Consider the following 26,791-nt stretch of genomic DNA (forward strand, 5'->3'; position numbering starts at 1 on the left):
GCGAGGTGGGTTTTAGGCCATTTTGGGGGAGGCGCGCCGAGGCTACACCTCAACGAGCACGGTAAACGGCCCTTCATTGACGGAGGAGACCTGCATCATGGCTCCGAAGCGACCTTCCTCCACGGTGATCCCGCGCTCCCGCAGGCGAGCGACAACCCCTTGGATCACCGGTTCCGCCGCGTCCCCGGGTGCGGCATCTGACCACGATGGCCGGCGGCCCTTCGCCGTTCGCCCGTAGAGAGTGAACTGGCTTACCACTAGCACTGGAGCTCCACTGTCAACCACGCTGGTTTCGCCCTCGAGAATGCGCAGCTCAGCGATCTTGCGTGCCATCGTGTCCATCCGCTCCTCCAAGGATGGCCCGTCGGCAGGACCAGCTTCGGCGCCTGCCGTGACATCGTCACGAGATACACCAATGAGCGCTAGGATGCCGCCGGTGTCGGGACAGCTGATGGAACCGACAACGTCGCCTTCTACCGTGACGGAAGCTTCAGAAACGCGGGTGAGAACAGCACGCATGGACGGGGATACACAACCTTTCTTGTGGAGAAGTTTTCAGTACGCAATGAGGCTGATGAGGATATAGCTAACGCGAACTACTCGGTGTTGCTAAAAGCTAGCAGCTCCGTGGGGATCAGCAGACCATGGCGGATGAGATCCACGATGGCAGGAAGCGCAGCACTCACCAGTGCGGTCTCATCAAAGCCTTGTGCGGCGGCGTAAAGCTCGATGGTTTCGCCGATGCTCAACCCATGCGGATTAAGCCCGGCGACGATAGCCGCGAGGTGCTCGTCGACATCATGCTGCCAGCGCGGACCGTCGGTCCGGCTCAATCGGAGCGCTGCGCGCTCAAAGCCCATGCCAAGCTCAGCATCTGGCAGGGCCACGTCCTCCCGAGCAACACTGGGGCGCAGCTGAACGTGCTTGGTCTCCAGTTCTCCCGGCACCAAAGCGCGCAGCCATTCGACGCGCGCAAAATACTCTTCTACTTCTGGTCCGAGTGGATCAATGAGCGGCTGTGACATTGTCTCCGCCAGAATGTCCGAGGGCTCGTCGTCCCCAATACGCTGGATGGCTACGAAACCAAACCCAATGCCGGTGACCTCATGGTCGCGGAAGTGCTCGAGCCAACGGCGCGAACGCTCCCTTCCCTCAGGGCTACGAACATCCACGGACTCATCGCTTAACCAGGTGGACACATACAGGGCAGGATCTGCCACGTCGCGTTGAATGATCCATGCGGCTACACCGGTGTCCGGTAACCACGAGGCAACCCGCTGTTGCCAGGACTCCTCGCCTTGATGAACCCACGCGGCGAGCACGTGCGCGGTTCCTCCAGGGGTGAGGTGTTCCACGGCTTGGGACACCACGAGCTCACTAGCACCATCGAGGTTGAGACCGGAATCTCGGTACACATGGCCGACCTCAGGAAGGCCCACCACGAATGGAGGATTGGCCACGATGCGGTCGAAGCGCTCGTGTTGTACCGGCTCGAACCACGAACCCTGGCGCAGTTCGACCCGTTCCTTTGCGTCCGCTGCAGCAACGGTAGCGCGGGCGAGCTCGAGGGCTCGCTCATGGACATCAGTAGCGACGATGCGCTCTGCAGAATCCAGCTGCCCCAGGACCTGCACGCCAGAGCCTGTGCCCAGATCCAGCACCGATGACACCGGAGTAGTGGGAGTCGAATGAAGTAGGGAAAGGCTGGCAGAGCCGACACCCAAGACGTGCTCGGGACCAGGAACGTGGTCCACGAGGGAAGCATCAACATCGGAAAACACCACGCGATTCTTGCCCACGATGACGTGCGGCCGAATGTCGTATGCCACGTAGACAGTGCCGTGATCGTCGGTAAGCGCGACACCGCTGTCAAGCAATTGGGTGGCTAGGCGGGCACCGAGGACGTCGGAAAGCAGCGTGGCCGGCACGTGCTCGTGCAACACAAAGATGCGGATGAGGCGGTCGAGACGGGAGTCGCCGCTAGCACCCAGCGCCACGGCCTCGGGCTCCCCGCGATGTAGGGCTTCGGTGTACTCCGGCCCTAAGTGTCCCGCGATGCCGTCCGCGCTGAATCCCGCGTCAGCAAAGACACGGGCGAGGTCGGCCGCAACATCCGCGACGGGGTTCTCTGGGTTCATCGCCGGGCCAAAAGGAGAAGGCTGTTGTGTACTCACAAAAGTGTCCTTACATTGCTTCGGGAGGGAAACGGTAAACGGTTAACGTCTAGTCTTCGTGGTCGATGGTGTTGTGCTTCGCCGAATCGTCGTGTGATGATGGCGCGCCGGGAAGCGCTCCATGGGACCGGCTTGTCAGTTGCTCGCGCTGGGCCTGCGCCATTTGCCGAGCCATAGCGGGCTTATAAACAGCCTTCTCGCGCTTGTCTTTCTTTTGACCCCGGCCATTGCCAATGACCACGGCGATCCAGGGGAGGGGGAAGGTGACGGCCACGACGAGTGCAGCGGGGATCCACCACTGCCAAACATAAACCATGGCCCCGGCTATCAGGAGGGATGGAACGCGTAAAAACTGCAGTATGGAGTAAATGATCTCGCGGCGATACCGGTCTTGACCCGGGGCGAGCTTGGCAGTCGTGATGAGGTGCGTTTCGCGCCCGAATCGGCGTCCGCGCCGCTGCCCCGAACGTGGGGTATGGCGGGCGTTATCGCGCGAGTTCGAAGGGGTCATGCCTACAAGCGTAGCTGCAGGACTCGCCAACTTCGATACCGATGCGGCATGATAGGGGGCGTGAGTACGACGACTAAGACTATTGAACGCCCTGATGTCCGCGAGGATACGTCGACCAACGACGACACCCCGAAGTTCTTCCACTACGTGAAGAAGAACCAGATCCTCGATTCCGCGGTCAACGGCAAGTACGTCGTTGCCCTGTGTGGAGAGACCTTCCCGGTGACCAAGCAAGCGAAGCCCGGCTCACCCGTGTGCCCAGACTGCGAGCGCATATACAAGAGCTTGCGCCGCCGTTAAGTCCGACGTCGACGCTCATCCTGCGTCGGCGTAAAACGAAACGTACGAAAAACTTCACAGAAGCGGGATGTTGGGATAACTAGAGGGGGAAAGTCGCTGACCGTGTCTACACAGACTCCAGCACAGAGATTTGCCAATAATGGTTCGCTGCGCGTGTGGCAACGCGCGGCTTTGGATAAGTTCCTAGCCACCAAGCCGCAGGACTTCATGGCGGTGGCAACGCCAGGCGCAGGTAAGACCACCTTCGCCCTGCGGGTGGCCACAGAGCTCATGGCGGACCGCACCGTAGAGCGCGTCATCGTGGTGGTGCCCACCGAGCACCTCAAAGTGCAGTGGTCGGAATCCGCCTCCCGCGTAGGTTTAGCGCTCGACCCCAAATTCACAAACTCCTCGGGAGTCAACCCCGCGATGGACGGTGTCGTGGTGACCTATGCGCAGGTGGGCATGCACCCGTACAAGCACCGCGCGGTTGCCTCAGCGCGGCGCACCCTGGTGATCCTTGATGAGATTCACCACGCCGGAGATGCCAAGAGCTGGGGCGATGGCGTGCGGGAAGCCTATGATGATGCGGAGCACCGCCTCGCACTGACTGGTACGCCCTTCCGCTCCGATGACTCGCAGATCCCCTTCGTGCGCTATGAGGAGGACGGGGAAGGCCACCTCGTATCCCGCTCTGATCACACGTATGGCTATGGCGATGCGCTTGCCGACGGTGTCGTGCGCCCCGTGGTCTTCCTCAGCTACTCCGGCGAATCCCGCTGGCGTGATAGCGCCGGTGAGGAACATGCGGCCCGGCTCGGCGATATTCTCAATCCGGAGCAGACAGCCCGCGCCTGGCGCACGGCCCTCGACCCGAAAGGCGAGTGGATCCCCACCGTCTTGCAGGCGGCGCACACGCGGCTGATGCAGATGCGCCGCAACATGCCGGATGCCGGCGGTCTGGTACTTGCTACCGACACGACAACCGCGCGCGCCTACGCCAAGATCCTCAAGCAGATCTCCAATACTCCAGTCTCCGTCATCCTCTCCGATGACCCAGGCTCCTCCGCGCGCATTGCGGAGTTCTCTGAATCCACCGACGAGTGGATGGTGGCCGTGCGCATGGTGTCGGAGGGCGTCGACGTTCCCCGCCTCGCCGTGGGCGTGTACGCCACCTCTGCCTCGACCCCGCTGTTTTTCGCTCAGGCCATCGGGCGTTTCGTGCGCTCCCGCATGCCCGGCGAGACGGCCTCCGTCTTCCTGCCCTCCGTGCCGGTGCTCTTGGGCCTTGCCGAGAACATGGAAAAGCAGCGCGACCACGTCCTGGGAGGGGAGAAGAACCCCGACAAGGAAGGCTGGGACGACGAGCTTCTGGAGGACGCTAACCAGAAGAAGACCGAGCCCGATATGCTCGAGCCTTCCTACGAGTCCCTCGGAGCGGAGGCAGAGTTTTCCGGGCTGCTTTATAACGGCTCGCAGTTCACGACGGGCAATATCACGGACGAAGAGGAAGACTTCCTCGGAATCCCCGGGCTTCTCGACGCCGACCAGGTCAAGGACCTCCTGCGCAAAAAGCAGTCCGAAGAGTTGGACCGCCGCGAGGCAGAAGAGAAGGCGCGCCGGGCTGCGGAAGCAGCGGAGGAACAACGCCGCAAGCTCTACGGCACCCCACATGCACCCAAGCGTGGGGCAGAGGCGTCGTCAAGCAGTGCTGGTTCCCAGCCAGGCGTGGTGGATGAGATTTCCGCGCTGCGCAAAGAGCTCAACACGGTGGTGTCTATCACCGCCCAACGCACCGGGCGCCCGCATGGTGCCATCCACACCGAAGCCCGCAAGGCCTGCGGTGGCCCGCCGACTGCGTTGTGCGACGCCGAGCAGCTGCGGGAGCGCATCGATTACCTGCGCAAGTGGTAGCCGGCGCGGCCGCGCTATCAACTAGTTGGTTGATGAGAAACTCAACCGGCTACGCGATGGAAACGCTGTGAGCGCGAAGCAGGATGGATAGCAGATGGTCTAAAGGCCAATCACCATCCTCGACGCAATCGCCACAGCAGCGTGGCTAGGAAGGAACACACAATGCAGTCCCTCTATAGAGCAGCCATCTTCTACCTTGTCATGGGGTTGAGCGCCGGCGTGTTCTACCGCGAGTTCACGCGCGCGAACGATTTCCCGGAGGGACAGTTCACCCAGCTAGGAGTGGCCCATACCCACCTCTTGGCGCTGGGGTTCATGATGTTCCTCATCTTCCTTGTGGTGGACAAGGTCTTCGCCGTGTCCCGCAACACGAAGCTTTTTAACTCCTTTTTCTGGTTCTACAACATTGGCGTTGTGCTTACCGTTGGAATGCTCATCTGGCACGGTAGCTTAACTGTGCTGGGGGAGGAATCGACCGCGATGATCGCCGGAATCGCCGGCCTCGGACACATCTTCATCACGGTGGGTCTGGCACTCTTCCTCGTCGCACTTGGCCGCGCATTGAACGAGCCCGCTAACCCTGCCGCCGCAACTTCTGTGAGCGCCTAGCTATGCCCGCGGCTACAACAGAATCCAGCACGGTGGCACCAACCCGCCGTGACTGGATAAGCCTTGCGGTTTTATCGGTAGGTCTGGGCCTCATCGTCCTCGACGGCACCATCGTCGGCGTGGCATTGCCCGCCATCATCACGGACCTCAACCTGGATATTACCCAGGCACAGTGGGTCAACAGCCTCTACGCGGTGGTGCTTGCCGCACTGCTACTGTCCACAGGAAAAATCGCGGATAGTTGGGGCCGCAAACGAGCTTTCCTTCTCGGCCTCGCCGTATTCGTAGCAGGCAGCGTGTGGGCTGGTTTCTCCGAAACAGCGGGAATTCTCATCTCGGCACGTGCCGTGCAGGCAGTGGGCGCGGCTTTTATCATGCCCTCCACCCTGTCCACCGTGAACGCCGTATTCCGCGGGAAGTATCGTGCGGCCGCATTCGGCGTCTGGGGCGCCGTCATCTCAGGCGCTGCTGCCGTAGGCCCTCTAGCCGGCGGCGCGCTTACTCAGTGGGTGTCCTGGCACTGGATCTTTCTGGTCAACGTCCCCATCGGCCTTTTCGTGGCCGGTGGAGCGGTCCTTACCGTCCGGGAAACCCGCAACCCAGAGACTCGCCCTGGAGTCGACGTCGACGGCGCGCAGCTGAGCGCGATTGCCTTTGGGGCCCTTGTTTTCGCTGTCATCGAGGGGCCCAGCCTTGGCTGGTGGACACCGCAAGCGGAGCTGACTGTGTTCGGGTGGACGTGGCCTACCACCGCGTCGGTATCCGCTGTGCCGGTGGCGCTACTCATCGCCGCGGTCGGATTCACTTTGTTTATCCGTTGGGAGAAGCACCGCGAAAAGGTTCAGCGCTCCGCACTCTTGGACTTGGGGCTATTTTCCTATCCGACGTTCTCGTGGGGAAATACCACCGCCGGTGCGGTAGCCATCGGGGAGTTCGCCATCATCTTCGTCTTGCCGTTATACCTCATTAATGCGTTGGGCTTAAGCGTAATGTCTGCCGGCCTTGTGCTCGCGGCGATGGCCGTCGGAGCCTTCATTTCAGGTGCAGCCGCACGCCACGTCGCTGGGCGCTTCGGCGCCCCTGGCACCGTACTCATCGGCCTGAGCCTCGAGGTCGTCGGTGCTCTCATACTCGCGCAAATTCTCGGTCCCGACACCAGCGGATGGCTCATCGCGCTGCCGCTTGTGATCTATGGAGTGGGCCTAGGATTCGCTTCTGCGCAGTTAACCGGAACCGTCTTGCGTGACATCCCCGTGGAAAACTCGGGCCAAGCTTCCGCGACACAGAGCACAGTTCGTCAAATTGGTTCTTCCCTGGGAACCGCGATTTCCGGTTCGGTCTTTTCCGTCTCGCTAGCGCTGTCTCTGCCGAAGGCGCTTAATACCATTGGCTTCGATGGTCCGGCTGCGGAAGGAATAGCGGAAGCAGCGCGTCAATCGGCTGGGTCGAGTATCGCTGGGCTGCGTGCGCAGGGTGCCGCCAGTCCCTTCGGAGAGGAGACTGCCGTGTTGGTCCGAGCACTCAGCGACGGTATGAGTGATGCAGCGCGTTGGTCATTGCTGACCGCAGTTGCGTTCTTAGGGCTCGGTTTTATTGGTGCGTTGCAGGTCCGCAAAGCAGCGCAGGGCTAAGCAAGGGGGCGTAGCCCACGGTGTTGGCGCAACGGTTTCAGCGAAACATCCAGCAGCGAAGGGTAGGCTCGGCAGCATTGTGAGAAGAGTGCTCTAGGCCAAAGACAACCTAAGGAGATGGATGATGAAAAAGCTCGTCAACTCGCCGGACAACGTAGTAGCCGAATCAGTAGAAGGCTTCGCGTTAGCCCACGGTGACATTGTGACTCGCAACACGGAACCGCTGTTTGTTGCCCGCGCACAGAAGAAAGAACACGGCAAGGTGGCTATTGTCTCCGGTGGTGGTTCTGGGCACGAGCCTTTGCACGCGGGTTTCGTTGGTTACGGCATGCTGGACGCGGCGGTGCCGGGCGCCATGTTTACGTCGCCTACACCGGATGCAATCCAAGCAGCCACCGAAGCGGTAAGTGCTGGGGCGGGCGTTCTTTACATCGTCAAGAACTATACCGGCGATGTTCTCAACTTTGATACGGCAGCCGAGCTGGCTGACTTCGATGATATTGAGGTCAGCCAGGTCATCGTCGACGATGATGTCGCGGTGGAGGATTCTACGTTTACCGCCGGACGCCGCGGCGTGGCAGGAACCTTGTTGGTAGAGAAGCTGGCAGGTGCCGCAGCCGAGCGCGGCGATGATCTTGCTGCGGTGACAGCGGTGGCTAAGAAGGTAGTGGAGAATACCGCGACCATGGGCGCGGCACTGAGCGCCTGCACGGTGCCGCACGTGGGCAAGCCCTCCTTCGACCTTGGGGAAGACGAAGTCGAACTCGGCGTGGGTATCCATGGCGAGCCGGGCCGCAAGGAAATTCCACTGGTTTCTGCCGATGACGTTACTGATCACCTACTCGACCCCGTCTTGGCAGATCTTAAGCTGAGCGAGGGGGAGCGCACCATCGTCGTCGTCAATGGCATGGGCGCCACCCCGGCCTCTGAGCTGTACGTGGTCTACCGCCGCGTGGCCCAGCGTCTCCAGCAGGCTGGCATCGCCATTGAGCGCTCCCTCGTGGGTAACTTCGTCACCAGCCTGGACATGGCTGGGTGCTCTGTTACCGTCATGCGAGCGGACGACGAGGACCTCGCGCTTTTCGACGCTCCCTGCCACACCTCCGCACTACGCCAAGGAATGTAACAATCTAACTATGACGAATTCTGAAACTCTTTCAAGCGCGTGGGCACAGGAATGGATGAAAAGCTGTGCCGAAGCCGCGCGTGAACACCGTGAGGAGCTCATCGAGCTCGACCGTGCCATCGGCGATAGCGACCATGGAGAAAACGTCGACCGTGGTTTCCGCGCCGTCGTCGACAAGGTTGCTGCGGATATCTCTTCGGATGACTCAACGGTCGCTGATGTACTCAAACTAACCGCGAAGACTCTCATGTCCACCGTCGGCGGAGCCTCCGGCCCATTGTTGGGCACCGCCTTCTTGCGTGCGGCGAAGGCCGCCGGCACCGGTGACATTGATGCTTCTACGACGGCTGCGCTTATTGAGGCCGCCCTCGAGGGAATCATGACCCGCGGCAAAGCAACGGAAGGGGAGAAGACCATGGTCGATGCTTGGGCGCCAGCGGCGCGCGCTGCCCGCGACGCCGCCGATGCCGCACAGAGCCCCGCCGAGGTCTTGCGCGCGGCTGCCGACGCGGCCGCAGCCGGCGCGGACGCTACTATCCCGATGGTTGCGACTAAGGGACGCGCTTCCTACCTGGGCGAGCGTTCTGCCGGGCACAAGGATCCGGGTGCCGCCTCCTCGGCGCTTTTCCTCGCTGCGGCTGCTGACGCCGCCGACACTACTGGGAAGGGGGCGTAGAGCATGGCACAGCCGCGCGTTGGACTCGTTCTCGTTTCGCATTCCGCGAAGCTCGCAGAAGGATTGGCTGAGCTCGCCGCCCAGATGGCCGCTGATGTCACCATCCTTCCTGCAGGTGGCTTGGAAGACGGCAGTATCGGAACGTCCTATGACTTCATCGAAGGCGCTATCAGCCACGCCATAGGTCAAGGTCTCAGCGTTGTTGTGCTCACGGACTTGGGCTCGGCAACGATGACCGTCGAATCGGTTCTGGAGTTTCTGGACGAAGAGCAAGCACTGTTCGTTGATGCCCCACTGGTCGAGGCCACTATCGCTGCGGCAACCGCCGCCCAGCAAGGCGATGATCTGGGGGCAGTTGCTGACGCCGCTAGACGAGCTATCGAGGCTTTAACTCCTCAGCAGCCTGCTGCTCCCGGGACTGTGCGCGAGCAAGACCAAGAGGAAGATCCACATCGATACTCGCTGACTGTGACCATTGCCGATGAAGCAGGACTCCATGCCCGTCCCGCGTCCAAGATCGCTGAAATGGCGGCTGAAGCAGAGGGCGATATCGTCCTTACCTATAACGGTGAGGCAGTAGAGGCAGACTCCGCGATGATGCTGATGTCGCTCGGTGCTTGCCAGGGTGCATCGGTGACCATTAGCGGAGATGTCTCCGATAAGGAAGTCATCGACCGGATTGCCACGGCCATCGAGCTGGGGCTCGACGGTTAGAAGCGTGCCCCGAATGGTGCGGCGTGCGGGCACCGTCCCCCGCATGAAAGGACGCTTCCACTGCCTTCGAATAAGGTAAAGGCAGCGTCCTAGTTGAGTTCTCTTGAAAGCGGGGAATCCATGAACCAGCCCGATTACGTACAGGCTTATCCGAATACTTCCCCTTATTCCTCTGCGGGCTCGCACGCGCCGCCGATAGAACACCCTTCCACGCCGAATCCCCTCGCGCCGTGGGTACTGGGGCTGGCGGTGCTTCCGCCACTCGTCATCATCGTACTGTCACTCTTGTGGGGTGCAGTGGGATTCTTGTCGTCGATGCTGACGATCTTTACCGGATGGTGCGCGGTGGGGTTGGGGATCGTGGCGCTCATCCTCGGATCAGGGCGAAGCCCGGAGCATAGGCGAACCGGCATCACAGTGTCCGGGATGATCATCGGATTCTGCTGGAGTTGCATCGCACCGTTCGTTCCCATGGCCATGATGGTGGTCATGGGACTCAATCCCTAGAGCTGTTAGGAAACCCAGAGCCCTGGAACATACAGAAAGAAAAGTGGCGGCGAGGAAAAGATTTCCTCGCCGCCACTGTCGTGTCCGCGGGCTTAGTCGAGATAGTCTCGCAGCACCTGGGAGCGCGAAGGGTGGCGCAGCTTGGACATGGTCTTGGACTCGATCTGGCGAATACGTTCGCGGGTGACACCATAGACTTGGCCGATTTCGTCTAAAGTGCGCGGCATGCCATCGGTGAGGCCGAAGCGCAGACGAACCACGCCCGCCTCACGTTCAGACAGGGTCGTGAGCACGTCCTGCAGCTGGTCTTGCAGCAAGGTGAAGGAGACCGCGTCGACAGCAATGACGGCCTCGGAGTCCTCAATGAAGTCACCCAGCTGGGAGTCACCCTCATCACCGATGGTCTGGTCCAAGGAGATGGGTTCACGAGCGTACTGCTGGATTTCCAGCACCTTTTCCTCGGTGATGTCCATTTCCTTCGCCAGCTCCAGCGGCGTGGGCTCGCGGCCCAAATCCTGCAGCAGCTCTCGCTGGATGCGGCCCAGCTTGTTGATGACCTCGACCATGTGCACAGGAATGCGGATGGTGCGTGCTTGGTCTGCCATCGCGCGGGTAATAGCCTGACGGATCCACCAGGTGGCATACGTGGAGAACTTGTAGCCCTTGGTGTAGTCAAACTTCTCAACAGCGCGGATGAGACCCAAGTTGCCTTCCTGGATGAGATCCAAGAAGGCCATGCCGCGGCCGGTGTAGCGCTTGGCCAAGGACACCACGAGACGCAGGTTTGCCTCGAGAAGGTGGTTCTTCGCCTTGCGGCCATCACGAGCGATGGCACGCATGTCACGCTTTTCCATGGGGGAAAGCTTGGCGGCCTTGTCGCCTTCGGCACGGGCCTTTTCCATCTCATCCATGCGGTACTGAGCGTAGAGGCCAGCCTCGATTCGCTTGGCGAGGGAGACCTCTTGCTCGGCATTGAGCAGGGCGACCTTACCGATTTGCTTCAGGTAGGCGCGGACAGAGTCTGCCGACGCGGTCAGCTCCGCATCTTTGCGGGCTTGGCGCAGGGCTGCGGACTCATCCTCGTCCCAGACCGAGGAACCATCGTCCTCGTCCTCATCAGCGTCGTCGCCCTCGAGGTCATCATCGTCGTCGCCGAACTCGTCTTCATCATCCATCTCGGCGTTGTCCGGATCGAAATCGATATCGGCATCGTCAGTGGTGTCGGCGTCCAACTCGTCGGTCTGATCCTCGGCGAGATCCTCGGAAGACTTGGCAGCTTCAGGCGACGTTGCCTTTGTGGCTGCTGACTTACGCACAGTCTTCTTGGCCGCCTTTTTTGTGGCCTTTTGTGCAGACTTGCGGGTGGTCTTCTTTGTTGCCTTCTTGGCCGTCTTTTTAGCCGTTTTCTTGGCTGTCTTTTTGGCTGTCTTTTTCGCGGTTTTCTTGGCCGTTTTCTTAGCGGTCTTTTTTGCCGTCTTTTTGGCGGTCTTCTGTGCAGGTGCAGATGCCTCGGAGGTGCTCTCGCCCGCGCCGAGTACCTGGTCTGAAGAATCAGTGGCTGCCACGTACGCCCTTTCGACTTGCTCTCTGAGTGGAAACTATGGGGACGCGCAAGTTAGTCGCGACTAGTCCCCGATGCTAGCCCGCCTCCGAGATGAGCAGGGGAGGCGCGCCGCTGGATATTGGATAATCGACAGCCCAGTATAGATCATTTCTTGCACTAGGCGGTGACTGGGGTCAACTCGGAAATGCTGGCCCCCGGTTGCCTTATGGGCGAATACCTTCTTGTGCTGCCATGGCTGCGCCTACTATACCGGCGCGATTGCGAAGCTGAGCTGCAACGACGGGCGTTTCGATGCGGAGGTGCTCTCCCCACTTGTCAAACTTGCGGGAAATTCCTCCGCCGATGACGAAGGCTGAAGGGTTAAACAGGGCCTCATACTCGTGGAGTACGCGGTTGACGCGCTTCGCCCACTGCTTGGTTTTGAGCCCCTCGCGGTCCTTGACGGCTGAAGAAGCTTGGTGCTCCGCCTCCTTCTCGCCAACGATGAGGTGCCCAATCTCCGTATTGGGGAAAAGCTGGCCATCTAGCAGGAAAGCGGAACCAATACCAGTGCCCAAAGTGAGGAAGATGACGGGGCCGGAGCGCGCAATCTCGTCGCCATAAGCCACCTCGGCGAGGCCGGCCGCGTCGGCGTCGTTAAGCACGGTAAAAGGAACGTCGAGGTATGAGCTCAACAATTCCTGTGCATCCGTGCCGATCCAGGATTTATCAATGTTTGCCGCGCTGCGGATTACCTGGTCCTTTACCACCGCTGGCATGGTAATGCCGACGGGACCGTCCCAGTTCTTCTCTTCGATGATCTGGGCAATCACCTTGGCGACGGCGTCCGGCGTTGCGGGCTGGGGAGTAGCAATCTTGAGGCGGTCACCAACGAACTCTCCCGTTGCGAGGTCGACTTCGGCACCCTTGATGCCAGAGCCTCCAACATCGATGCCGAAGGCGTGGCCTTCGTGCTGCGGGCTCGGTTTCGTGTCCTGGTGCTGTGATTCATGGGCGGTCATACCGACAGTCTATGTGGGCCCGCGCGATGATGCGGCATGATCCGAGGGATGAAAAGGGCAGTAGCGGTAGTGCCGTGCGGTTTGCGGTGCGTGACGCGCTTTTTGGGCTGGCGGTAAGCACAGACTGTGATGAAATTCTTGCGGCCCGCTATAGAGCTGGAATCAGCAGGTCACAGGGGTGAAGGAGGAGTAATAGGGGGTAGGATAGTGCAGGGTTTGGTGCCCCCACGGCGGGGCGAGTGTGACACAGAGGCCAGTCTGGTTTAGGATGCCGTCGATAAATACACATACCTATCGATCTGACTCACAGGGGCAAGCATTATGGCCACGGATTATGACGCACCGCGTCGCCGCGCTGAAGACGACCTCGAGGCCGATTCCCTCGAGGGCCTGAAGGCGGCTGAAAGCGATAACAATGGCATGGATGACGATGGAGAAATCGTCGAGGCCTTCGAACCGCCGTCAGTGGACCTGACCGGTGAAGAGCTCAACGTCACCGTCGTTCCGCGCAAAGAAAACGAGTTCACCTGCTCTGTATGTTTCTTGGTGCAGTCCAACAAGCGCCTTGACCATGAAGAGGACGGCGAGCCAATCTGCATGGACTGCGCCTAGTAGGCCAGTTTCACCGAGGCGTGGCTGAGGCCTTAATTCAAGCCTTAATTGCTGCGCCTTGTAGCTGCTGCGGCCTGCTCGGGGACAAAGGCTGCGAGGAGTTTTTCGGGGTTGGTGGATCCGATGAGCCAGTAGGGCGTTGGATCTTCGGGGTCATCGAGGACGAGCATGACGTGTTCGGGTACCCAGCCGTGTGTGACGAGGAAGGCAGCCGGATCGAGCTGTGGACCGAGCGCGTTGCGGCGTGCAGTGGCCGGCACCGCGGTACTGCGGGCGACAACATCGTTCGGCAGCTGCGCGTCCTTGACGGTGAGCCACCGTGTGCCGTCGGCATCCTGTTCCACCTGCACCACCGTGTTGGACCATGTCAGCAGGACCCACGCGGCGATGGCACTGAGCAGGATGGCGGGGACGATGACCCACATGATTCCACGGTTGAGGCTGACTGTGGCGGTGGAGATCGCTACAACAAAGGCCGTCATCAGCCACCAGTACCACGGCACCCATTGGCGCTCACGGTAGAGGATCACTGGGGAAGCGGCTGGTGCCGAGGGGGAAGCAGACGAAGAACTCGAAGTCATGACCTTCGAGTCTAGCCGTCGGGGAAGGGGAGAGCCCAACACGCAGAGTAGGCGCGGCTGCCAGGCTGACGCGGCTTCCAGCCCTGACGGTTGGGGATGGAGGGGACAAGGTAGGCTGGGCCGCGTGAATGAGCAACACCCTCTCGTAGATCCAGTTAGTCCCTTCGGCGACATTCAGGTCAAGCGCCTTGATAAGGAGCTTCCGCTACCGCATCGCGCTCACGGCGGCGATGCGGGCGCGGATCTCTACGCTGCTCACGACGTTACTTTGCGGCCCGGCGAGCGCGCTCTTGTCGGTACGGGCATTGCCCTTGCCCTGCCGATGGGCACGGTAGGCTTGGTCCACCCGCGCTCGGGCCTGGCGGCCAAGCACGGCATCTCCGTCGTGAATACCCCCGGCACCATCGACGCCGAGTATCGCGGTGAGATTAAAGTATGCCTCATTAATCACGACCCAGAGGAGACCTTTGAGGTCACGCGGGGAATGCGTATCGCGCAGTTGATTGTCCAACGCGTGGAGCTGGTGGGCTTCCAGGAAGTCGAGGAACTTGATGACACCGCTCGTGGCGACGGCGGGTATGGATCAACCGGCGTTAACTAAGTTCAACAAAGCAGACACGGAATGAGGAAGGCTTAAACTATGGCGATGTGGCCCTTTGGAAAAAAGAAGAAGAACTCTGCCGTCCACCAGGAAGAGGCGGCTACCGAGGCCGTGGCCGAGGACACCACCACAGTGAACCCGGCAGCGGAGAACGCAAACGATGGCGCCACTGAGGCCGCTCCCGAGCCAACCACTGGTCTTGTCCGTGAGGATGAAGATGATGCTCAAGCTTCTCTAGCCGTGAAGGCTGTGGCTCACGATGCCATCAACGGCGACATGGGTCCCTACGATGGCGATAATGTCGACATCGCTGAGTTTAACTTTGAGGACTTCTCCGTAGGCCTGTTGGATCTGGGCTCACTGCGCATCCCGCTGCCGAAGGGCTCACAGGTCCAGGTGGAGATGGGCCAGGAAGGCCCGCGCATGCTCCACATTCTCACCCCACACGGCCGCATGACCCCAGTGGCCTTTGCCGCGCCGCGCACGCCGGGGCAGTGGGCGGAGTCTGCGGAGGACATCATCAAAGGCTTGGAAGCCGATGGTTTCGCTGCCCACCCGGAGGATGGCCCGTGGGGTTCTGAGATCGTTGGCAGCAGCGAGAAAGGCGGCATACGCATCATTGGTGTAGAGGGGCCGCGGTGGATGTACCGCCTGACCCTGGCCGCACCTGCCGGCAAGGAAGAGGAATTGGCGCAGCTAGGGCGCGAAGTCGTTGCCCGCACCTTTGTCTACCGCGGTGAGGATCCCATCCTGGCTGGCAGCTCCCTGCCTGTCACGCTTCCGCAGCAGCTGGCTGAGCAAGTTCAGCAGGCGCTGAAGGAACGCCAGCAGCAGGCCGCGCAGGCAGCCAGCGCGGATAGTGCAGCGCCAGCGGACACGGCCACGGAAACAGAAAAGACCGCGGAGTCCCAGGCCCGCGAGCAGTTGCGCGACCTCGAAGACAACGAGAACAAGTAGCGCACTTCAGCCTGCCGGCCAGACCCCTCCGGCACTACCGAAAAGGACCCCTTAAGCACGTGACCAGCCCTACTCCCGAAGAGCGCGAGCCTTACCGCCCCCCGGCGTCTGCGCATGACCCCGATACCACCGAGCGCGCTACTGAACCTGCCCCTGAGCCATCCTCGAATCCTGGCGCCGACATGGCGGCAGGACAAGCGACGGTGTCGCCAGAAGCTGATCCGGAGCCGTCGTTGCTCGACCAGATGGGTGGGCTGACCGGGCTCGTGTCTGCGACCCTGCCCGTGCTGGTTCTCATCCCGGTCAACAACGTCTGGGGGTTGGGGCCGGCGCTTGTTGCGGCACTGGGCGTGGCGCTGGCTATCAGCCTGTGGCGCCTTGCCCGCAAGGAAACCCTGCAACCAGCTTTTTCTGGTCTGCTGGGCGTGGCCATCTGCGCCGGAATCGCGTGGTTTACCGGGGATGCCAAAGGCTATTTCCTCTACGGAATTTGGATGTCGCTCGTGCTGTTCATCGTCGCGATCGTTTCCATTATTCTGCGCTGGCCGCTTGTCGGCGTGGTATGGAAAGGCCTCAACGGTGAGGACATGGGGTGGCGCACAGTGCCACGGGCGCGACGCTCCTATGCCTATGCCACCGCCGGGTGGGCGACGGTGTTCATCGCCCGTTTTGCGGTGCAACGCGCGCTCTACGATGCCGATGCCACCACAACGCTTGGTATCGTCCGCATTCTCATGGGCTGGCCGTTAACGGGTATTGTCACCCTCCTCACTATCTGGATGGTGCGCCGCGCGAATGCCGCCGTGGAGGAAGCACAGGGCAGCGACACTACGTCGCAGGGCGGCGACAACTCTAAGGAGAAGATCCATGACCGCGACTGATCACAACTTTGCGAAAGATCAGAGCGCCGCTGCCGGAAGCCTGAGCAAAGGGCAGTCATTCGACACCACCATCGAACGTATGGGGCACGGCGGTGTCGGAATCGGGGCGGCCCCCGACGGACGCGTGTGCTTCGTCTCGGGTGCCTTCCCCGGCGACCATGTCACGGTGACTGCGACCAAGGTGAAGAAGTCCTTTGTGGAAGCCGCGCTGAGTTCCGTCGTACAACCTGGGCCCTACCGTGTCGAGTCTGTGTGCCCGGCCGCGCAGCGTGGCGCCGGCTGTTGTGACTTCGCTGAGCTCGATCCCGCGGCGGAGCCAGACATCAAGGTCGCAGTCTTGCTCGATCAGCTGCGCCGCGTGGCTCACATCGAGGATGCTCCCGACGTCGAGACCATCGATGTGGCACCGCATCGCGGGTGGCGTACGCGGGTGCGGTTGGGCGTCGACAAGCAGGGCCGTGCTGGTCTGCGCAAGCGTGGCTCCACGGAGCTCGTCACCGACGTTGCGTGCAGCCAGCTGATTCCGGGGCTCGTCGACGGCCTAGTGGGGCCTGATGCCCGTACCTTTAATCCAGGTGCAGAGGTAATCGCGGTCATGGATAGCGACGGCAATAGGCACGTCGTGGAAACCCGGAAGGCGCCGCGGGGGCGGCGAATCGAGACCATTCGAGAGGTCATCGAGGCGCCAACTGAGAATGTGGTGCAGCGTGCTGACGGCCACGAGTTCCGCTTCCCGCCCACCGCTTTTTGGCAGGCGCACGTCGGAGCACCGGACGTTTACACCAGCCTTGCACGCGAGTGGCTCGGCGCAGAAGGCCACGGGAACGGCGGTGAACCTGAGGCAGCGGACGAGCCCGCTGTACATGCAGTGGCCTGGGATCTGTATGGCGGCGTTGGTCTGTTCGTTCCCGCGCTCGCAGATGTCACCACACCCCAGGGCGGGCACACGGCCGTGTATTCCGTCGATTATTCGCCCGCAGCAGCGGCGCCGCAGCCGGGGCTCGCAGGCATTGACGTGCACTTCCGCACCGCCAAGGTGGAGCAGGTGGCCAGCCAGCTTCCGCAGCCGGCGTCGGTGATTTTGGATCCGCCGCGTACCGGTGCTGGCAACGACGTGGTGGCCGCTGTCGCCGCGGCAAAGCCGCAACGCATCCTGCATATCGGTTGCGATCCCGCTACGTTCGCCCGGGACTTGGCTGCTTGGTCGGAGCATGGTTACCGCGCGAAGCGCCTCGCCATGGTGAATGCTTTCCCCGGAACGCATCACTTTGAAACCCTGGCACTCCTGGTTCCACTGGCCTAGGGCGCACAGGGGGCGCCGCGGGAGTGGTCGGGCAATGATTGACGCGTCACGCGTGTCAACGGGTACGGTGGTAAAGAAGAAAACGATCGATGAAGGGGTTTAAGGCAAGCTCTATGGGCATTCTGGATTCCATTCAATCACCAGGCGATCTTAAAGCCCTGAGCAAGACGCAACTGGTTGAGCTCGCGGCGGAAATCCGTCAGCGCCTTATTGAGAAGGTGTCCGCTACAGGCGGCCACCTAGGCCCTAACCTGGGCGTCGTGGAGCTCACGGTGGCGATCCATCGCGTCTTCGATTCCCCGCGCGATCCCATCGTCTTCGACACGTCACACCAGTCCTACGTGCACAAAATGCTCACGGGCCGCGCCTCCCAATTCGATACTCTGCGTCAGAAGGGCGGTTTGTCCGGCTACACGGATCGCGCAGAGTCAGAACACGATTGGACCGAATCCTCGCACGCCTCGGCAGCGCTATCCACGGTGGACGGGCTCTCCAAGGCTTTCAAGATTCGGGGTGAATCCCACCGCAATGCCGTGGCGGTCGTGGGCGATGGCGCCCTTACCGGCGGCATGTGCTGGGAAGCCCTCAACAACATTTCTGCCGACAAGGACCGCAACGTTGTCATCATCGTTAATGACAATGGGCGTTCCTATTCGCCGACGATCGGTGGCCTCTCAGAGAATCTGGGGCGCATTCGTGCGCAGCACGGATACGACGAGTTCATGGCGCTGGGCAAGAAGCGCCTCAAGTCCATGGGTTGGGTAGGCGAGCGCACCTTTGATGCATTGCACGCGGTCAAGGAGGGTGTGAAGTCGACCGTCATGCCCACGGAGATGTTCCCGGAGCTGGGCATCAAGTACATTGGCCCGATTAACGGCCACGACATTGAGGCAGTTGTGCGGGCGCTGAGCTACGCCCGCGACTATGACGGTCCCATCATCGTGCACACGGTCACCGAGAAGGGGCATGGCTTTGCTCCTGCGGTCAACGAGCCGAAGGACCAGATGCACTCCACCGGCGCCATCGACCCGGTCACCGGTGTATCTAAGGGACAGAAGCAACCGGGGTGGACCGCGGCGTTCTCGGAAGAATTGATCAAGGCGGGCCACGCCCGCGAGGACATCGTTGCCATTACTGCCGCCATGGCTGGGCCGACGGGGCTAACCCCCTTCCAAGAGGAGTTCCCGGAGCGCTTTTTTGATGTCGGCATCGCTGAGCAGCATGCCATGGCTTCTGCATCCGGTCTGGCGCTGGCCGGGATGCACCCGGTGGTGGCGGTGTACTCTACGTTCCTCAACCGTGCGGTGGACCAAGTCATCATGGACATTGCGCTGCTCAAGCTGCCAGTGACCATTGTCCTCGACCGCGCCGGTGTCACGGGCTCTGATGGCGCTTCACACAACGGTGTGTGGGATATGGCGCTCATGAGCATCGTCCCCGGCATGCGCATCGCCGCCCCGCGCGATGGTGCCCGCCTGCGGGAACTCTTTAACGAAGCCATCGCAATCGAGGATGGCCCGACCGTGGTGCGCTTCCCCAAGGGCAACCTCCTTGATGACCGCGACGAACTCAAGCGGCTCGATGACGGGGTAGACATCCTGAGCTATTCCGATGCTGCTGCCGCTACGGAGGAGGCTACTGATGTGCTTATCGTCGCCATCGGTGCCATGAGCGCGCGTTCCCTGGGTGCAGCTGAGCTGCTCGAAGCCCAAGGCTTCAACGTGACCGTCGTGGACCCGCGCTGGCCGGTACCGGTACCGCAATCCATCATCGCGTTGGCGGCCGATCACGATCTCGTGGTGACGGTGGAGGATGGCATCCTGCGGGGCGGTGTGGGGTCCATGGTGGCCGAGGCCCTCGACGCCGCCGATGTGGACACTCCAGTACACAGGCTCGGCGTACCCGGCTGCTTCCCCAAGCATGCCAGCCGTGGAGAAATCCTCGAGGACTTTGGCTTGACCCCGGAAGGCATCGCGAACTCAGTACGTGAGTGGGTAGCTGCACGCGATGCTGAGGAGTCTGCTAAGAGCGCGGGGGAGTAGGGCGCATCCGGGCTAACCCGCGCTGCAGGAGCGGCGTGGCCAGCTCGACTTGCCAGTCGCGCGCGCCCTGGGAGCGCAGGAAATCGGGGATATCGGCATCTTTTGCGATCTCCCCCGCGACGCCGCCTTCGGGCCCGAACGCTGCCCACACCGCTGTACGTATCAGACTGGGTTTGAGGATCAGCTCGTAGCTCATGCGCAGTTCGTCACCGAGGTCCTCGAAGTCATGGCGGATCTCGCAGTAGAGCTGCCACAGCTCGGGAAAATCCCGGTTAAATACTGATTTGGAGGGCACCGGGCGGGGGCTGCGCAGCGGCTTTGGCCACTCCTGGCGCGGGCTATCCAGCGCAGTCGTGACGGCATCGAGCCAGCGCAACGTAGCCCCACCGCGGCGGCGGGGGAAACCTTTAATCTGATTGATGTCGTGCGGGGTGCGAGGCACGCGGCGCGCTATGTCCACGAGCACGCGGTGCGGCAGCACCCGGTTGGGGGCGATGTCCTGGGAACGTGCGATGGATTCGCGGCGTTGCCACAACTCGCGAGCCACGGCGAGCTGTTCGCGTGTGCGTAGCGAAGACACACCTTTCAGCTCCCGCCACGTTCGAGGCTCAGGGCCGGTAATCCCGGCATGCTCGTCGACGATCCGGTCGAATTCTTCAAAGGCCCAGTCGAGTTTGTCTTCTTCCGCAAGGATGTCTCGCAACGTCACAGCAAGTTCGTTGAGCAGCTCCACGTCGAGCGCCGCGTAGTTGCGCCATGTCCGGGGAATGGGTGTTTGGGACCAATCGGAATCGCCGTAACCCTTTTCCAGTTCGACGTCGAACAGCTCCAGCACCATCGCCCCCAGGTTGGGATGCGCAAAACCGGCGAAGCGGGCGGCAAGCTCGGTATCGAACAGTGTTCCGGGGTGTAGCCCCAGCCAGGCCAGACAGGGGAGATCGGAAGGGGCGGCGTGGACTACCCAGTCCTGGCCGTTGAGCACCGGCGCTAGCGCGGAACTCAGTTCATGCCGACGATTCTCCGGGGCAAACAAAAGCGTGCCTGCGCCTTCCCGGCGAATTTGCACTAGAAAGGCGCGGTCATCGAAGCGGTAGGCCGACGCGCGTTCGGTATCAATGGCGAAGGGTCCAGTCCCCGCGGCTAGGCGCGCAGCACCCGCCTGGAACTCACGGGGAGAAAGCAGGACTTTTGGCGTGCCGTCGACGGGGACCTGGCGCAGTTCGCTCATGTTAGCGCCCGAGCTCGGTGACGCCTTCGGGCGGCAGGCCTGCGACGAGAGAAAGCACCTGTGCAAAAGCTTCGACGTGTGGAGCAAGATTCAGGCCGGCTGCAGTCCAGGACGCGCGCATTTCCAACTGATAGGCGCGCGGAGGGCCTCCGATCTCGCCGAAGCGCACCGAAGCAGTCGAGGTGACAGTACCTCCGAGGTTGGTGTGTGTTGCCTCGCGCACGTCGAGGGATTCGGTGAGCCACTCCCAGGCGACGTCGGGAAGCAGCGGGTCCCCGGCTACGGCATCCTCCAAGTCTGCCTGGATGTAGGCCACCAGGCGCATCGCACCTTCCCAGGCTTCCTCAGCGCCTGGGTCGTGCAACAGGATGAGGCGGCCGAAGGCATCACCCTCAGAGTCGGTGGGGATAGCCTCCTCCTGCTCGTGACGCTCAACCTCCAGGCCAATGGCATGGCTGAACGGGGCCAGTCGCTGCGGGGGTCGGATGGTGCCCAAGGTGATTTCTGGGCGCAGCTGCGCAGCGTGGAGGGACTCGACGGCCTCCGTGAAGGCAGCCGGAGTGCTCGGTTCTGCGGGGCGCGATTCGGCGGGAGAGGCGGCGGCGCGATCGTGCAGGTTGGTCGGTGCCCCTGCAAGGTTGCGCGAAGAAACGTCGGAATTGCTCACGGGGATCAAGGTATAAGCTCCGCCCGTGTGGCGGTGGAAGGCGCGCCGAAAGGCTAGTGGCGCGCGAGGGCGTCTCCAACTTATGATGGATAAGAAACTTTGTCGGTTGAAAAAAGGAGAGAGGCATGTCGAAGGTCAACTTCGCCGAGCTCAACAAGGTCCAGCGCTACTCGCAGCACGCGGTGTTCCAGGTCATCCCGGGAGCGCTGGGCACCGAGCGCGAGGAGATCGTCGCGCAGGCGCAGAAGTTCTTCGCGGAGCTCGAGGAAGCAGGCGTGGTTACCGTGCGCGGTATCTACGATCTGTCCGGAATGCGGGAGAGCGCTGACTTCATGATCTGGTGGCACGCTGAGGAATTCGCCGACATCCAGAAGGCCTTCGCGGACTTCCGCCGCGACACCGTCCTTGGCCAGGTCTCCGAGGTGACCTGGGTGGGCAATGCCTTGCACCGCCCGGCGGAGTTCAACAAGTCCCACCTGCCGTCCTTCATTATGGGCGAAGAGCCCGGCGAGTGGATTTCCGTTTACCCCTTCGTGCGCTCTTACGACTGGTACACCATGGACGAGGAAAAGCGCCGCCGCATCCTCATGGAGCACGGCATGCAGGCGCGCGATTATCCGGACGTGCGCGCGAACACCGTGCCGGCCTTCGCGCTGGGTGACTACGAGTGGATCCTGGCCTTTGAGGCCCCGGAGCTGCACCGCATCGTGGATCTGATGTACCTCATGCGCTACACCGAGGCGCGCCACCACGTGCGCGAGGAGATTCCCTTCCACACCGGTCGCCGCGTGAAGGATGTGGCTGAGCTCATCGCGATTTTGCCTTAAAGGGTCGCTATAGCGCCGGAAGCCGGTTGAGGGTTTAGTCCTCGACCGGCTTTTCTTCTAGGTTGAGGCAAATGGAATTGATGCAGTAGCGCAGGTCCGTCGGCGTATCGTAGCCCTCACCTTCGAAGACGTGGCCGAGGTGGGACTCGCAGTTAGCGCACAGCACCTCGATCCGGCGCATGCCCAGTGAATTGTCTTCGCGCTCAATGATGGCGTCACCAGCCAAAGGGGAGAAGAAGGACGGCCATCCGCAGTGCGATTCAAACTTTTCCGTGGAGCGGAAGAGCTCGGCGCCGCAGGCTCGGCAGGAGTACACGCCTTCGGTGGTGGTGTTGGTGTATTCGCCGACGTGCGGTGCCTCGGTGCCGGCCTCGCGCAGGACGTGGTACTCCTCAGGGCTCAGGCGCTGGCGCCATTCGGTATCGGCAATGAGCTTGAAATCAGTCATGCAGGGAGTTTATCGCTCGCCTGAGGCTTGGGGCTAGTGCCTCGCTCCGCGCTCCACCAGCCGGCCACGGAGGCAGCGGTCACGACGATGAGCAGGCCCCACCCGATGGTGGCGATGAACACGCTCATCCAGTGCGCGGCGGTGGGCATGCTGGACGACGTCCACTCGAGCGGCGCCAAGAATAAAAATGCGGCCAACCATGCTCCCCACGTGTGGAAGACCGAGCGGCCCAGCACCACCGTAAACAGCATTGGGATAAGCCACATGGAGTAGTACTGCTGTCCCAAGGAGGAAAGGAAGAAGATGCCGACCATGATGGCGCCACTGGTGCTCAGCGCCCAGAAGGTCGGCTCGCTGTCGCGCCAGCGCAGCAGACCGAGGATCGCCACTGCGGCTAGCGCCGCGAAAAGGATCCAGATGGGGTAGTAGATGACGCCGGGGAGATCGAAGTAGGCGCGCACACCTGGCCATGAGGCGTTGGCATAATCGCGCGTGGTGGACAGGTAAGGAAGAAGGTTGGCGCGGAAGCCCTCCACGCCGGGGACGAACGGCCAAGCTGCAAGGTTGGCTACCAGCGGTACAGCTACACCCAGACCTAAGGTGAGCCAGCGCTTGCGCACCAGTGCGAGGAAGAGTAGCGGGGCAAACTGCGGCTTGACCAAGATTGCCAGCCCGATGCAGAGTCCAGCGGCCCATCCGTGTTTATCCAACAAAGCTAGGAACGCCACCATCGCGAGTAGCAACAAACCGTTGATGTTGGTAAAGACCAACGTGTTGATGACTGTTTCGGTAGCGAAGGCTGCGGCGATGCTGACCGGCCACAGCGGGCCCCGCAGGCTGTGGCCTACGAAGCGGGTCAACACGGCTAGCGCAGCGACGATGGCGGCGGCGTTGGCCAGAATGAAGGCGATGCGCGCGTGTTCTTCGGAGATAAGCCCCAAGGGGGACAGAAAGACGGTGGCCCCAGGGTTATAGAGATAAAGCGGTTCGACGAAGGAATAGTTCTGTTCATAAACCGGGTTGCCTTCCCACAACCTCCGGATCGCGCGGTAGACGGTGCCGAAGTCATCAGTCACCGAGCCGTTAACAGCGAGCACGAACACGCGGTGAAGGACTAAGACGATGGCGGCGGGCCACGCGGCGGCCGTCCACAGTCGCGCGGAAGCTGGGAATGAGGGAGCCGGAGAAGTCACGGCAGCAAAGTTTACGGGGTTTGTGCGCGCCGGTAGCGCAGAAACACCGTGCTGTCGACGGTGTCGACGTTCTCCAGCTCGAGCTTGAGCGCGGGGGAGGTGGCCTCGCCGTCGACGACGGGCTTTTCGACGGAAGGGGAAAGGTGCGGATCGAGCGTCAGATAAAGCTGGTCGACGAGGCCTTCTGCGATAAAGGCGGAATAAACGGATGGGCCACCTTCGCAACTGATGCGGCGCGCGCCTAGAGCGTGAAGAGCTGAAACAGCCTCGCTCATGGTTCCGGTACCTGTGCTGATGACTTCGGCGCCGGCGTCGGCCAAGCGCTGTGCCTCGGGCGAAGACGCGCGCTCTGCCGGGGTAAGCACGATGGGGCCTGCGGCAATGAAATCCTCGAAACCGGCAAATTCGAGGGAGTGGCTAAGCACGGCGAGGCGCGTGCTTGTCGACGGCCCATATTCCTCCGCCTTCACCGTGGCTGAGCCGACGACGGCAATATCGGCCCACTCGCGTAAAGCCGCGAAGAGCTCGGCGTCAGTGTCGTTACCCATGGGGCCGGAAGTGCCATCGATGGTGGCGGAGCCGTGGAGCGTACTCACCGCAATCAAGCGGATTCCTTCTCGGTCTGGCCCCAGTAGGCGTTCTGTCAGCGCAGTCTCACTCATGGCGCCCCACGGTACCTCAAAGGGCGGTTACCGCCTGGGGAGGTGGATCTCATGCCATTAGGGGCGCTGGAGCCGCCAAGCGCTGAAGCGCAGCGCGCAGGCTCCCCAATGAAGCAATAAGAGCACCAAGAGAACGAAGGACAACCGGTGCCAGCCTTCATCCCATGAACCTAGGCACAGTGTTCCGACCGGGAAGGTCGAGCCCCACCAGCCGGGGCTGTAGGGAGTCCACTCGAAGACCGCTCGGTAGAAGCAGTACATTGCGAATGCGACGCAGGGTGCTCCAATGATGAACATGATGATGCCGTAGAGGTGGGCGTCAAAAAGCAGTGTCGAGGCCGCCGTTGACTGTCCAACCACGCCGAGCGGGATCCACGCTGTCCCTGCAGCTGCCCCGCGCGGCCTATCTCGGCGTTGTGCAAGGGACCAGTAACAGTAGGCGAAGAGTGGAATTGCCGTGATGAACGTGAGGAAGAAGCATAACTCGCCGGCAAAGTGGTAGAACTGCCCGTGGTTGATAGCCAACTGACCTGCGGAGGTCGCCGCCACCATGGGAGAAACAAGTGCCAGGCCCCAAGGAAAAGCGGGCTTGTCGTAGAGGTGCGGCTGTTCGAACAACCCCCATAGCTGCCACAAACAGACCACCACCGATAGCGGTGCACCAATCCACCAACTTGCCAACTGGAAGGCATCGCTTCCGGTAAGCGCGGTCCATGCCGAGCCGCACGCCAGCAGCCCCATCGTGTACATGCCCCACGCCGCCATGTTCTGGTGCCGGGGAGGCTCATTCTTCGTCCCCGCGGTAACAATCACCAGCAGCACCGCTGCGATAAAAGCGAAGACGAACTGCGCTACGCCTAAACCATGCAACCCCGACAAAGTCGATGCAATCGAGGTACCCATCAAGGCACCGGCCCAGGCCGGGCCGCACTTTGGCAACCGCATAAAATCACCCTATTCCTGCACTTGTTGCTATCGAACCCTTATGGAGCAATCGGATAAGTGTGCGAGGGGGACAGGTTCAATGTCATGCAGTCTTGTGTAACCGTGCCGTGTCCCCAACGCGTCGAGGTTTTCGTCTAGCCCTTGTGGCCAAGATGAGGCACAATGAGAAAACGCCCCCGCGAGAAACCATTAATGTAGATTTATAATCCACATAGTATCCACGCGAAGGCTTGTGCCACATGCTGCAGGTCTCTGACCTGCAGTTATGATGGTGGTTCTAGCTGGGATTGAACCAGCGACCTTTCCGGTGTGAACGGAACGCTCTCCCACTGAGCTATAGAACCTTGGTGCAGCACTTAAGGTACACCGCGCGTGTAGTAACCCCCTAATCGTCCAGCTCAAACGCGCTTTAAGCTGTATGTGTGGGCGCTGGCTGTCGTGGTGGAATCGGTAGGGGGTCTCTTGTTGTCATCGCCGCCGCTCGCTGTAACTGCAGTCTCAATCACACTGATGTAATCCGCAGGCTTTGGGGAGTCTGGGGATTAGTGCCGTGGGCTGCGGATTTGGAAACTACGGCGGCGCACGATAAAGTTTCTTCTCGCACCACGGCATACCGGCCGGGAACGTGCAATGCGGATGTAGCGCAGTTGGTAGCGCATCACCTTGCCAAGGTGAGGGTCGCGAGTTCGAGTCTCGTCATCCGCTCCAAGACTTTCTTGACGCCAAACTTTTTGGCATAAGTGAGTGGAGGGTCTTGATAAATACATATGCGCGATTAGCTCAGTGGGAGAGCGCTTCCCTGACACGGAAGAGGTCACTGGTTCAATCCCAGTATCGCGCACAAGGACTTTGTCCTAGAAACCGGGCCTGGTTTCGAATGCGGATGTAGCGCAGTTGGTAGCGCATCACCTTGCCAAGGTGAGGGTCGCGAGTTCGAGTCTCGTCATCCGCTCCAGCACATGTAGTGTGTGAGGCGGTATCGCCACGGTGGAATGGCCGAGTGGTGAGGCAACGGTCTGCAAAACCGTGCACACGGGTTCGATTCCCGTTTCCACCTCAAATGCTGGCGCCCAAACAGGGCGCTGCGAGCGCGTTTAGCTCAGCGGGAGAGCGCTTCCCTGACACGGAAGAGGTCACT

Annotated in this window: 27 protein-coding genes and 5 tRNA genes; 19 read left to right on the forward strand and 13 right to left on the reverse strand. The window is 61.4% G+C overall.

Annotated features, from left to right (window positions below; all coding sequences use genetic code 11):
- Nucleotides 1–42 precede the first annotated feature (42 nt).
- The 3 genes from dtd to HMPREF2806_RS06465 all read right to left on the reverse strand — a co-directional run bounded on the left by dtd (nucleotide 43) and on the right by HMPREF2806_RS06465 (nucleotide 2,685).
- The gene (gene dtd, locus HMPREF2806_RS06455) at nucleotides 43–519 is read right to left on the reverse strand and encodes a D-aminoacyl-tRNA deacylase (RefSeq protein ID WP_070513120.1); all 477 of its coding nucleotides are present in this window, start codon (nucleotides 517–519) and stop codon (nucleotides 43–45) included.
- Between the two features lie 77 nt (nucleotides 520–596).
- Complete coding sequence (locus HMPREF2806_RS06460) at nucleotides 597–2,138, reverse strand: DUF7782 domain-containing protein (RefSeq protein ID WP_198531325.1); 1,542 nt, start codon at nucleotides 2,136–2,138, stop codon at nucleotides 597–599.
- 85 nt (nucleotides 2,139–2,223) lie between these two features.
- Complete coding sequence (locus tag HMPREF2806_RS06465) at nucleotides 2,224–2,685, reverse strand: DUF3099 domain-containing protein (protein WP_118779511.1); 462 nt, start codon at nucleotides 2,683–2,685, stop codon at nucleotides 2,224–2,226.
- Nucleotides 2,686–2,733: 48 nt separating this feature from the next.
- Here HMPREF2806_RS06465 and HMPREF2806_RS06470 point away from each other — a divergent pair, with 48 nt between their 5' ends.
- The 8 genes from HMPREF2806_RS06470 to HMPREF2806_RS13785 all read left to right on the forward strand — a co-directional run bounded on the left by HMPREF2806_RS06470 (nucleotide 2,734) and on the right by HMPREF2806_RS13785 (nucleotide 10,141).
- Nucleotides 2,734–2,985, forward strand: a complete 252-nt coding sequence (locus HMPREF2806_RS06470) for a DUF3039 domain-containing protein (RefSeq protein WP_046648196.1) — start codon at nucleotides 2,734–2,736, stop codon at nucleotides 2,983–2,985.
- A gap of 102 nt (nucleotides 2,986–3,087) precedes the next feature.
- Nucleotides 3,088–4,878, forward strand: coding sequence for a DEAD/DEAH box helicase (locus HMPREF2806_RS06475; protein ID WP_070513127.1), 1,791 nt, complete (start codon nucleotides 3,088–3,090; stop codon nucleotides 4,876–4,878).
- A 162-nt stretch (nucleotides 4,879–5,040) separates the two neighbouring features.
- Complete coding sequence (locus HMPREF2806_RS06480) at nucleotides 5,041–5,487, forward strand: DUF2871 domain-containing protein (protein WP_070513130.1); 447 nt, start codon at nucleotides 5,041–5,043, stop codon at nucleotides 5,485–5,487.
- A 2-nt stretch (nucleotides 5,488–5,489) separates the two neighbouring features.
- Nucleotides 5,490–7,118: an MFS transporter gene (locus tag HMPREF2806_RS06485; protein WP_070513133.1), complete on the forward strand. Its 1,629-nt coding sequence runs from the start codon at nucleotides 5,490–5,492 to the stop codon at nucleotides 7,116–7,118.
- Between the two features lie 124 nt (nucleotides 7,119–7,242).
- Nucleotides 7,243–8,244, forward strand: a complete 1,002-nt coding sequence (dhaK, locus tag HMPREF2806_RS06490) for a dihydroxyacetone kinase subunit DhaK (protein ID WP_070513136.1) — start codon at nucleotides 7,243–7,245, stop codon at nucleotides 8,242–8,244.
- A gap of 10 nt (nucleotides 8,245–8,254) precedes the next feature.
- Nucleotides 8,255–8,920, forward strand: a complete 666-nt coding sequence (gene dhaL / locus HMPREF2806_RS06495) for a dihydroxyacetone kinase subunit DhaL (RefSeq protein WP_070513139.1) — start codon at nucleotides 8,255–8,257, stop codon at nucleotides 8,918–8,920.
- Nucleotides 8,921–8,923: 3 nt separating this feature from the next.
- A complete protein-coding gene (dhaM, locus tag HMPREF2806_RS06500; RefSeq protein ID WP_070513142.1) occupies nucleotides 8,924–9,634 on the forward strand; it encodes a dihydroxyacetone kinase phosphoryl donor subunit DhaM in 711 nt (236 codons plus the stop codon).
- Nucleotides 9,635–9,754: 120 nt separating this feature from the next.
- A complete protein-coding gene (locus HMPREF2806_RS13785; protein WP_141745900.1) occupies nucleotides 9,755–10,141 on the forward strand; it encodes a hypothetical protein in 387 nt (128 codons plus the stop codon).
- A gap of 92 nt (nucleotides 10,142–10,233) precedes the next feature.
- Here the strand turns inward: HMPREF2806_RS13785 and HMPREF2806_RS06510 are convergent, their stop codons facing one another.
- Together HMPREF2806_RS06510 and ppgK are read right to left on the reverse strand one after the other, a co-directional pair.
- The gene (locus HMPREF2806_RS06510) at nucleotides 10,234–11,706 is read right to left on the reverse strand and encodes an RNA polymerase sigma factor (protein ID WP_070513148.1); all 1,473 of its coding nucleotides are present in this window, start codon (nucleotides 11,704–11,706) and stop codon (nucleotides 10,234–10,236) included.
- Nucleotides 11,707–11,908: 202 nt separating this feature from the next.
- On the reverse strand, nucleotides 11,909–12,706 hold the full coding sequence (gene ppgK / locus HMPREF2806_RS06515) for a polyphosphate--glucose phosphotransferase (RefSeq protein ID WP_046648180.1): 798 nt from the start codon (nucleotides 12,704–12,706) through the stop codon (nucleotides 11,909–11,911).
- Nucleotides 12,707–13,027: 321 nt separating this feature from the next.
- Here ppgK and HMPREF2806_RS06520 point away from each other — a divergent pair, with 321 nt between their 5' ends.
- Complete coding sequence (locus HMPREF2806_RS06520) at nucleotides 13,028–13,318, forward strand: DUF4193 domain-containing protein (protein WP_070513154.1); 291 nt, start codon at nucleotides 13,028–13,030, stop codon at nucleotides 13,316–13,318.
- Nucleotides 13,319–13,362: 44 nt separating this feature from the next.
- On the opposite strand, the gene HMPREF2806_RS06525 is transcribed toward HMPREF2806_RS06520, so the two are convergent.
- Entirely contained in the window at nucleotides 13,363–13,899 is a 537-nt protein-coding gene (locus HMPREF2806_RS06525; protein WP_070513157.1) for a DUF3093 domain-containing protein, read from the reverse strand.
- A 124-nt stretch (nucleotides 13,900–14,023) separates the two neighbouring features.
- On the opposite strand from HMPREF2806_RS06525, the gene dut reads away from it, so the two are divergent.
- The 5 genes from dut (at nucleotide 14,024) to dxs (ending at nucleotide 19,683) form a co-directional block, all read left to right on the forward strand.
- Complete coding sequence (gene dut / locus HMPREF2806_RS06530) at nucleotides 14,024–14,500, forward strand: dUTP diphosphatase (protein ID WP_070516901.1); 477 nt, start codon at nucleotides 14,024–14,026, stop codon at nucleotides 14,498–14,500.
- Between the two features lie 39 nt (nucleotides 14,501–14,539).
- On the forward strand, nucleotides 14,540–15,457 hold the full coding sequence (locus HMPREF2806_RS06535) for a DUF3710 domain-containing protein (RefSeq protein ID WP_070513160.1): 918 nt from the start codon (nucleotides 14,540–14,542) through the stop codon (nucleotides 15,455–15,457).
- A 182-nt stretch (nucleotides 15,458–15,639) separates the two neighbouring features.
- Nucleotides 15,640–16,338 carry a DUF3159 domain-containing protein gene (locus HMPREF2806_RS06540; RefSeq protein WP_070516979.1) on the forward strand — a complete coding sequence of 233 codons (699 nt, stop codon included), beginning with the start codon at nucleotides 15,640–15,642 and terminating at the stop codon, nucleotides 16,336–16,338.
- On the forward strand, nucleotides 16,325–17,641 hold the full coding sequence (locus HMPREF2806_RS06545) for a class I SAM-dependent RNA methyltransferase (RefSeq protein WP_070516903.1): 1,317 nt from the start codon (nucleotides 16,325–16,327) through the stop codon (nucleotides 17,639–17,641). The genes HMPREF2806_RS06540 and HMPREF2806_RS06545 overlap by 14 nt, the downstream gene beginning before the upstream one ends.
- A 113-nt stretch (nucleotides 17,642–17,754) precedes the next feature.
- Complete coding sequence (gene dxs / locus HMPREF2806_RS06550) at nucleotides 17,755–19,683, forward strand: 1-deoxy-D-xylulose-5-phosphate synthase (RefSeq protein ID WP_070516982.1); 1,929 nt, start codon at nucleotides 17,755–17,757, stop codon at nucleotides 19,681–19,683.
- Here the strand turns inward: dxs and HMPREF2806_RS06555 are convergent.
- Entirely contained in the window at nucleotides 19,664–20,911 is a 1,248-nt protein-coding gene (locus HMPREF2806_RS06555) for an HRDC domain-containing protein (RefSeq protein WP_049157492.1), read from the reverse strand. The genes dxs and HMPREF2806_RS06555 overlap by 20 nt on opposite strands.
- Nucleotide 20,912: 1 nt before the next feature.
- Nucleotides 20,913–21,578, reverse strand: coding sequence for a DUF3000 domain-containing protein (locus HMPREF2806_RS06560; RefSeq protein ID WP_049157491.1), 666 nt, complete (start codon nucleotides 21,576–21,578; stop codon nucleotides 20,913–20,915).
- A gap of 125 nt (nucleotides 21,579–21,703) precedes the next feature.
- On the opposite strand from HMPREF2806_RS06560, the gene hemQ reads away from it, so the two are divergent.
- Complete coding sequence (hemQ, locus tag HMPREF2806_RS06565) at nucleotides 21,704–22,405, forward strand: hydrogen peroxide-dependent heme synthase (RefSeq protein ID WP_049157489.1); 702 nt, start codon at nucleotides 21,704–21,706, stop codon at nucleotides 22,403–22,405.
- Between the two features lie 34 nt (nucleotides 22,406–22,439).
- Here the strand turns inward: hemQ and msrB are convergent, their stop codons facing one another.
- The 5 genes from msrB to HMPREF2806_RS06590 all read right to left on the reverse strand — a co-directional run bounded on the left by msrB (nucleotide 22,440) and on the right by HMPREF2806_RS06590 (nucleotide 25,997).
- Nucleotides 22,440–22,853, reverse strand: coding sequence for a peptide-methionine (R)-S-oxide reductase MsrB (gene msrB, locus HMPREF2806_RS06570; protein WP_070516905.1), 414 nt, complete (start codon nucleotides 22,851–22,853; stop codon nucleotides 22,440–22,442).
- Entirely contained in the window at nucleotides 22,850–24,046 is a 1,197-nt protein-coding gene (locus tag HMPREF2806_RS06575) for a glycosyltransferase family 87 protein (RefSeq protein WP_070516907.1), read from the reverse strand. Before HMPREF2806_RS06575 ends, msrB begins: the two co-directional genes overlap by 4 nt.
- Nucleotides 24,047–24,057: 11 nt before the next feature.
- Entirely contained in the window at nucleotides 24,058–24,708 is a 651-nt protein-coding gene (locus HMPREF2806_RS06580; protein WP_049157483.1) for a dihydrofolate reductase family protein, read from the reverse strand.
- A gap of 57 nt (nucleotides 24,709–24,765) precedes the next feature.
- The gene (locus tag HMPREF2806_RS06585; RefSeq protein WP_070516908.1) at nucleotides 24,766–25,653 is read right to left on the reverse strand and encodes a TDT family transporter; all 888 of its coding nucleotides are present in this window, start codon (nucleotides 25,651–25,653) and stop codon (nucleotides 24,766–24,768) included.
- Between the two features lie 269 nt (nucleotides 25,654–25,922).
- Nucleotides 25,923–25,997: transfer RNA gene (locus tag HMPREF2806_RS06590), tRNA-Val, on the reverse strand.
- 288 nt (nucleotides 25,998–26,285) lie between these two features.
- On the opposite strand from HMPREF2806_RS06590, the gene HMPREF2806_RS06595 reads away from it, so the two are divergent.
- The 4 genes from HMPREF2806_RS06595 to HMPREF2806_RS06610 all read left to right on the forward strand — a co-directional run bounded on the left by HMPREF2806_RS06595 (nucleotide 26,286) and on the right by HMPREF2806_RS06610 (nucleotide 26,710).
- Nucleotides 26,286–26,361 (forward strand) — tRNA-Gly (locus HMPREF2806_RS06595).
- 61 nt (nucleotides 26,362–26,422) lie between these two features.
- Nucleotides 26,423–26,494: transfer RNA gene (locus tag HMPREF2806_RS06600), tRNA-Val, on the forward strand.
- 38 nt (nucleotides 26,495–26,532) lie between these two features.
- A tRNA-Gly gene (locus HMPREF2806_RS06605) sits at nucleotides 26,533–26,608 on the forward strand.
- Nucleotides 26,609–26,639: 31 nt separating this feature from the next.
- Nucleotides 26,640–26,710: transfer RNA gene (locus HMPREF2806_RS06610), tRNA-Cys, on the forward strand.
- Nucleotides 26,711–26,791 lie beyond the last annotated feature (81 nt).

The sequence above is a fragment of the Corynebacterium sp. HMSC076G08 genome (assembly GCF_001811515.1).
GTDB lineage: Bacteria > Actinomycetota > Actinomycetes > Mycobacteriales > Mycobacteriaceae > Corynebacterium > Corynebacterium hiratae.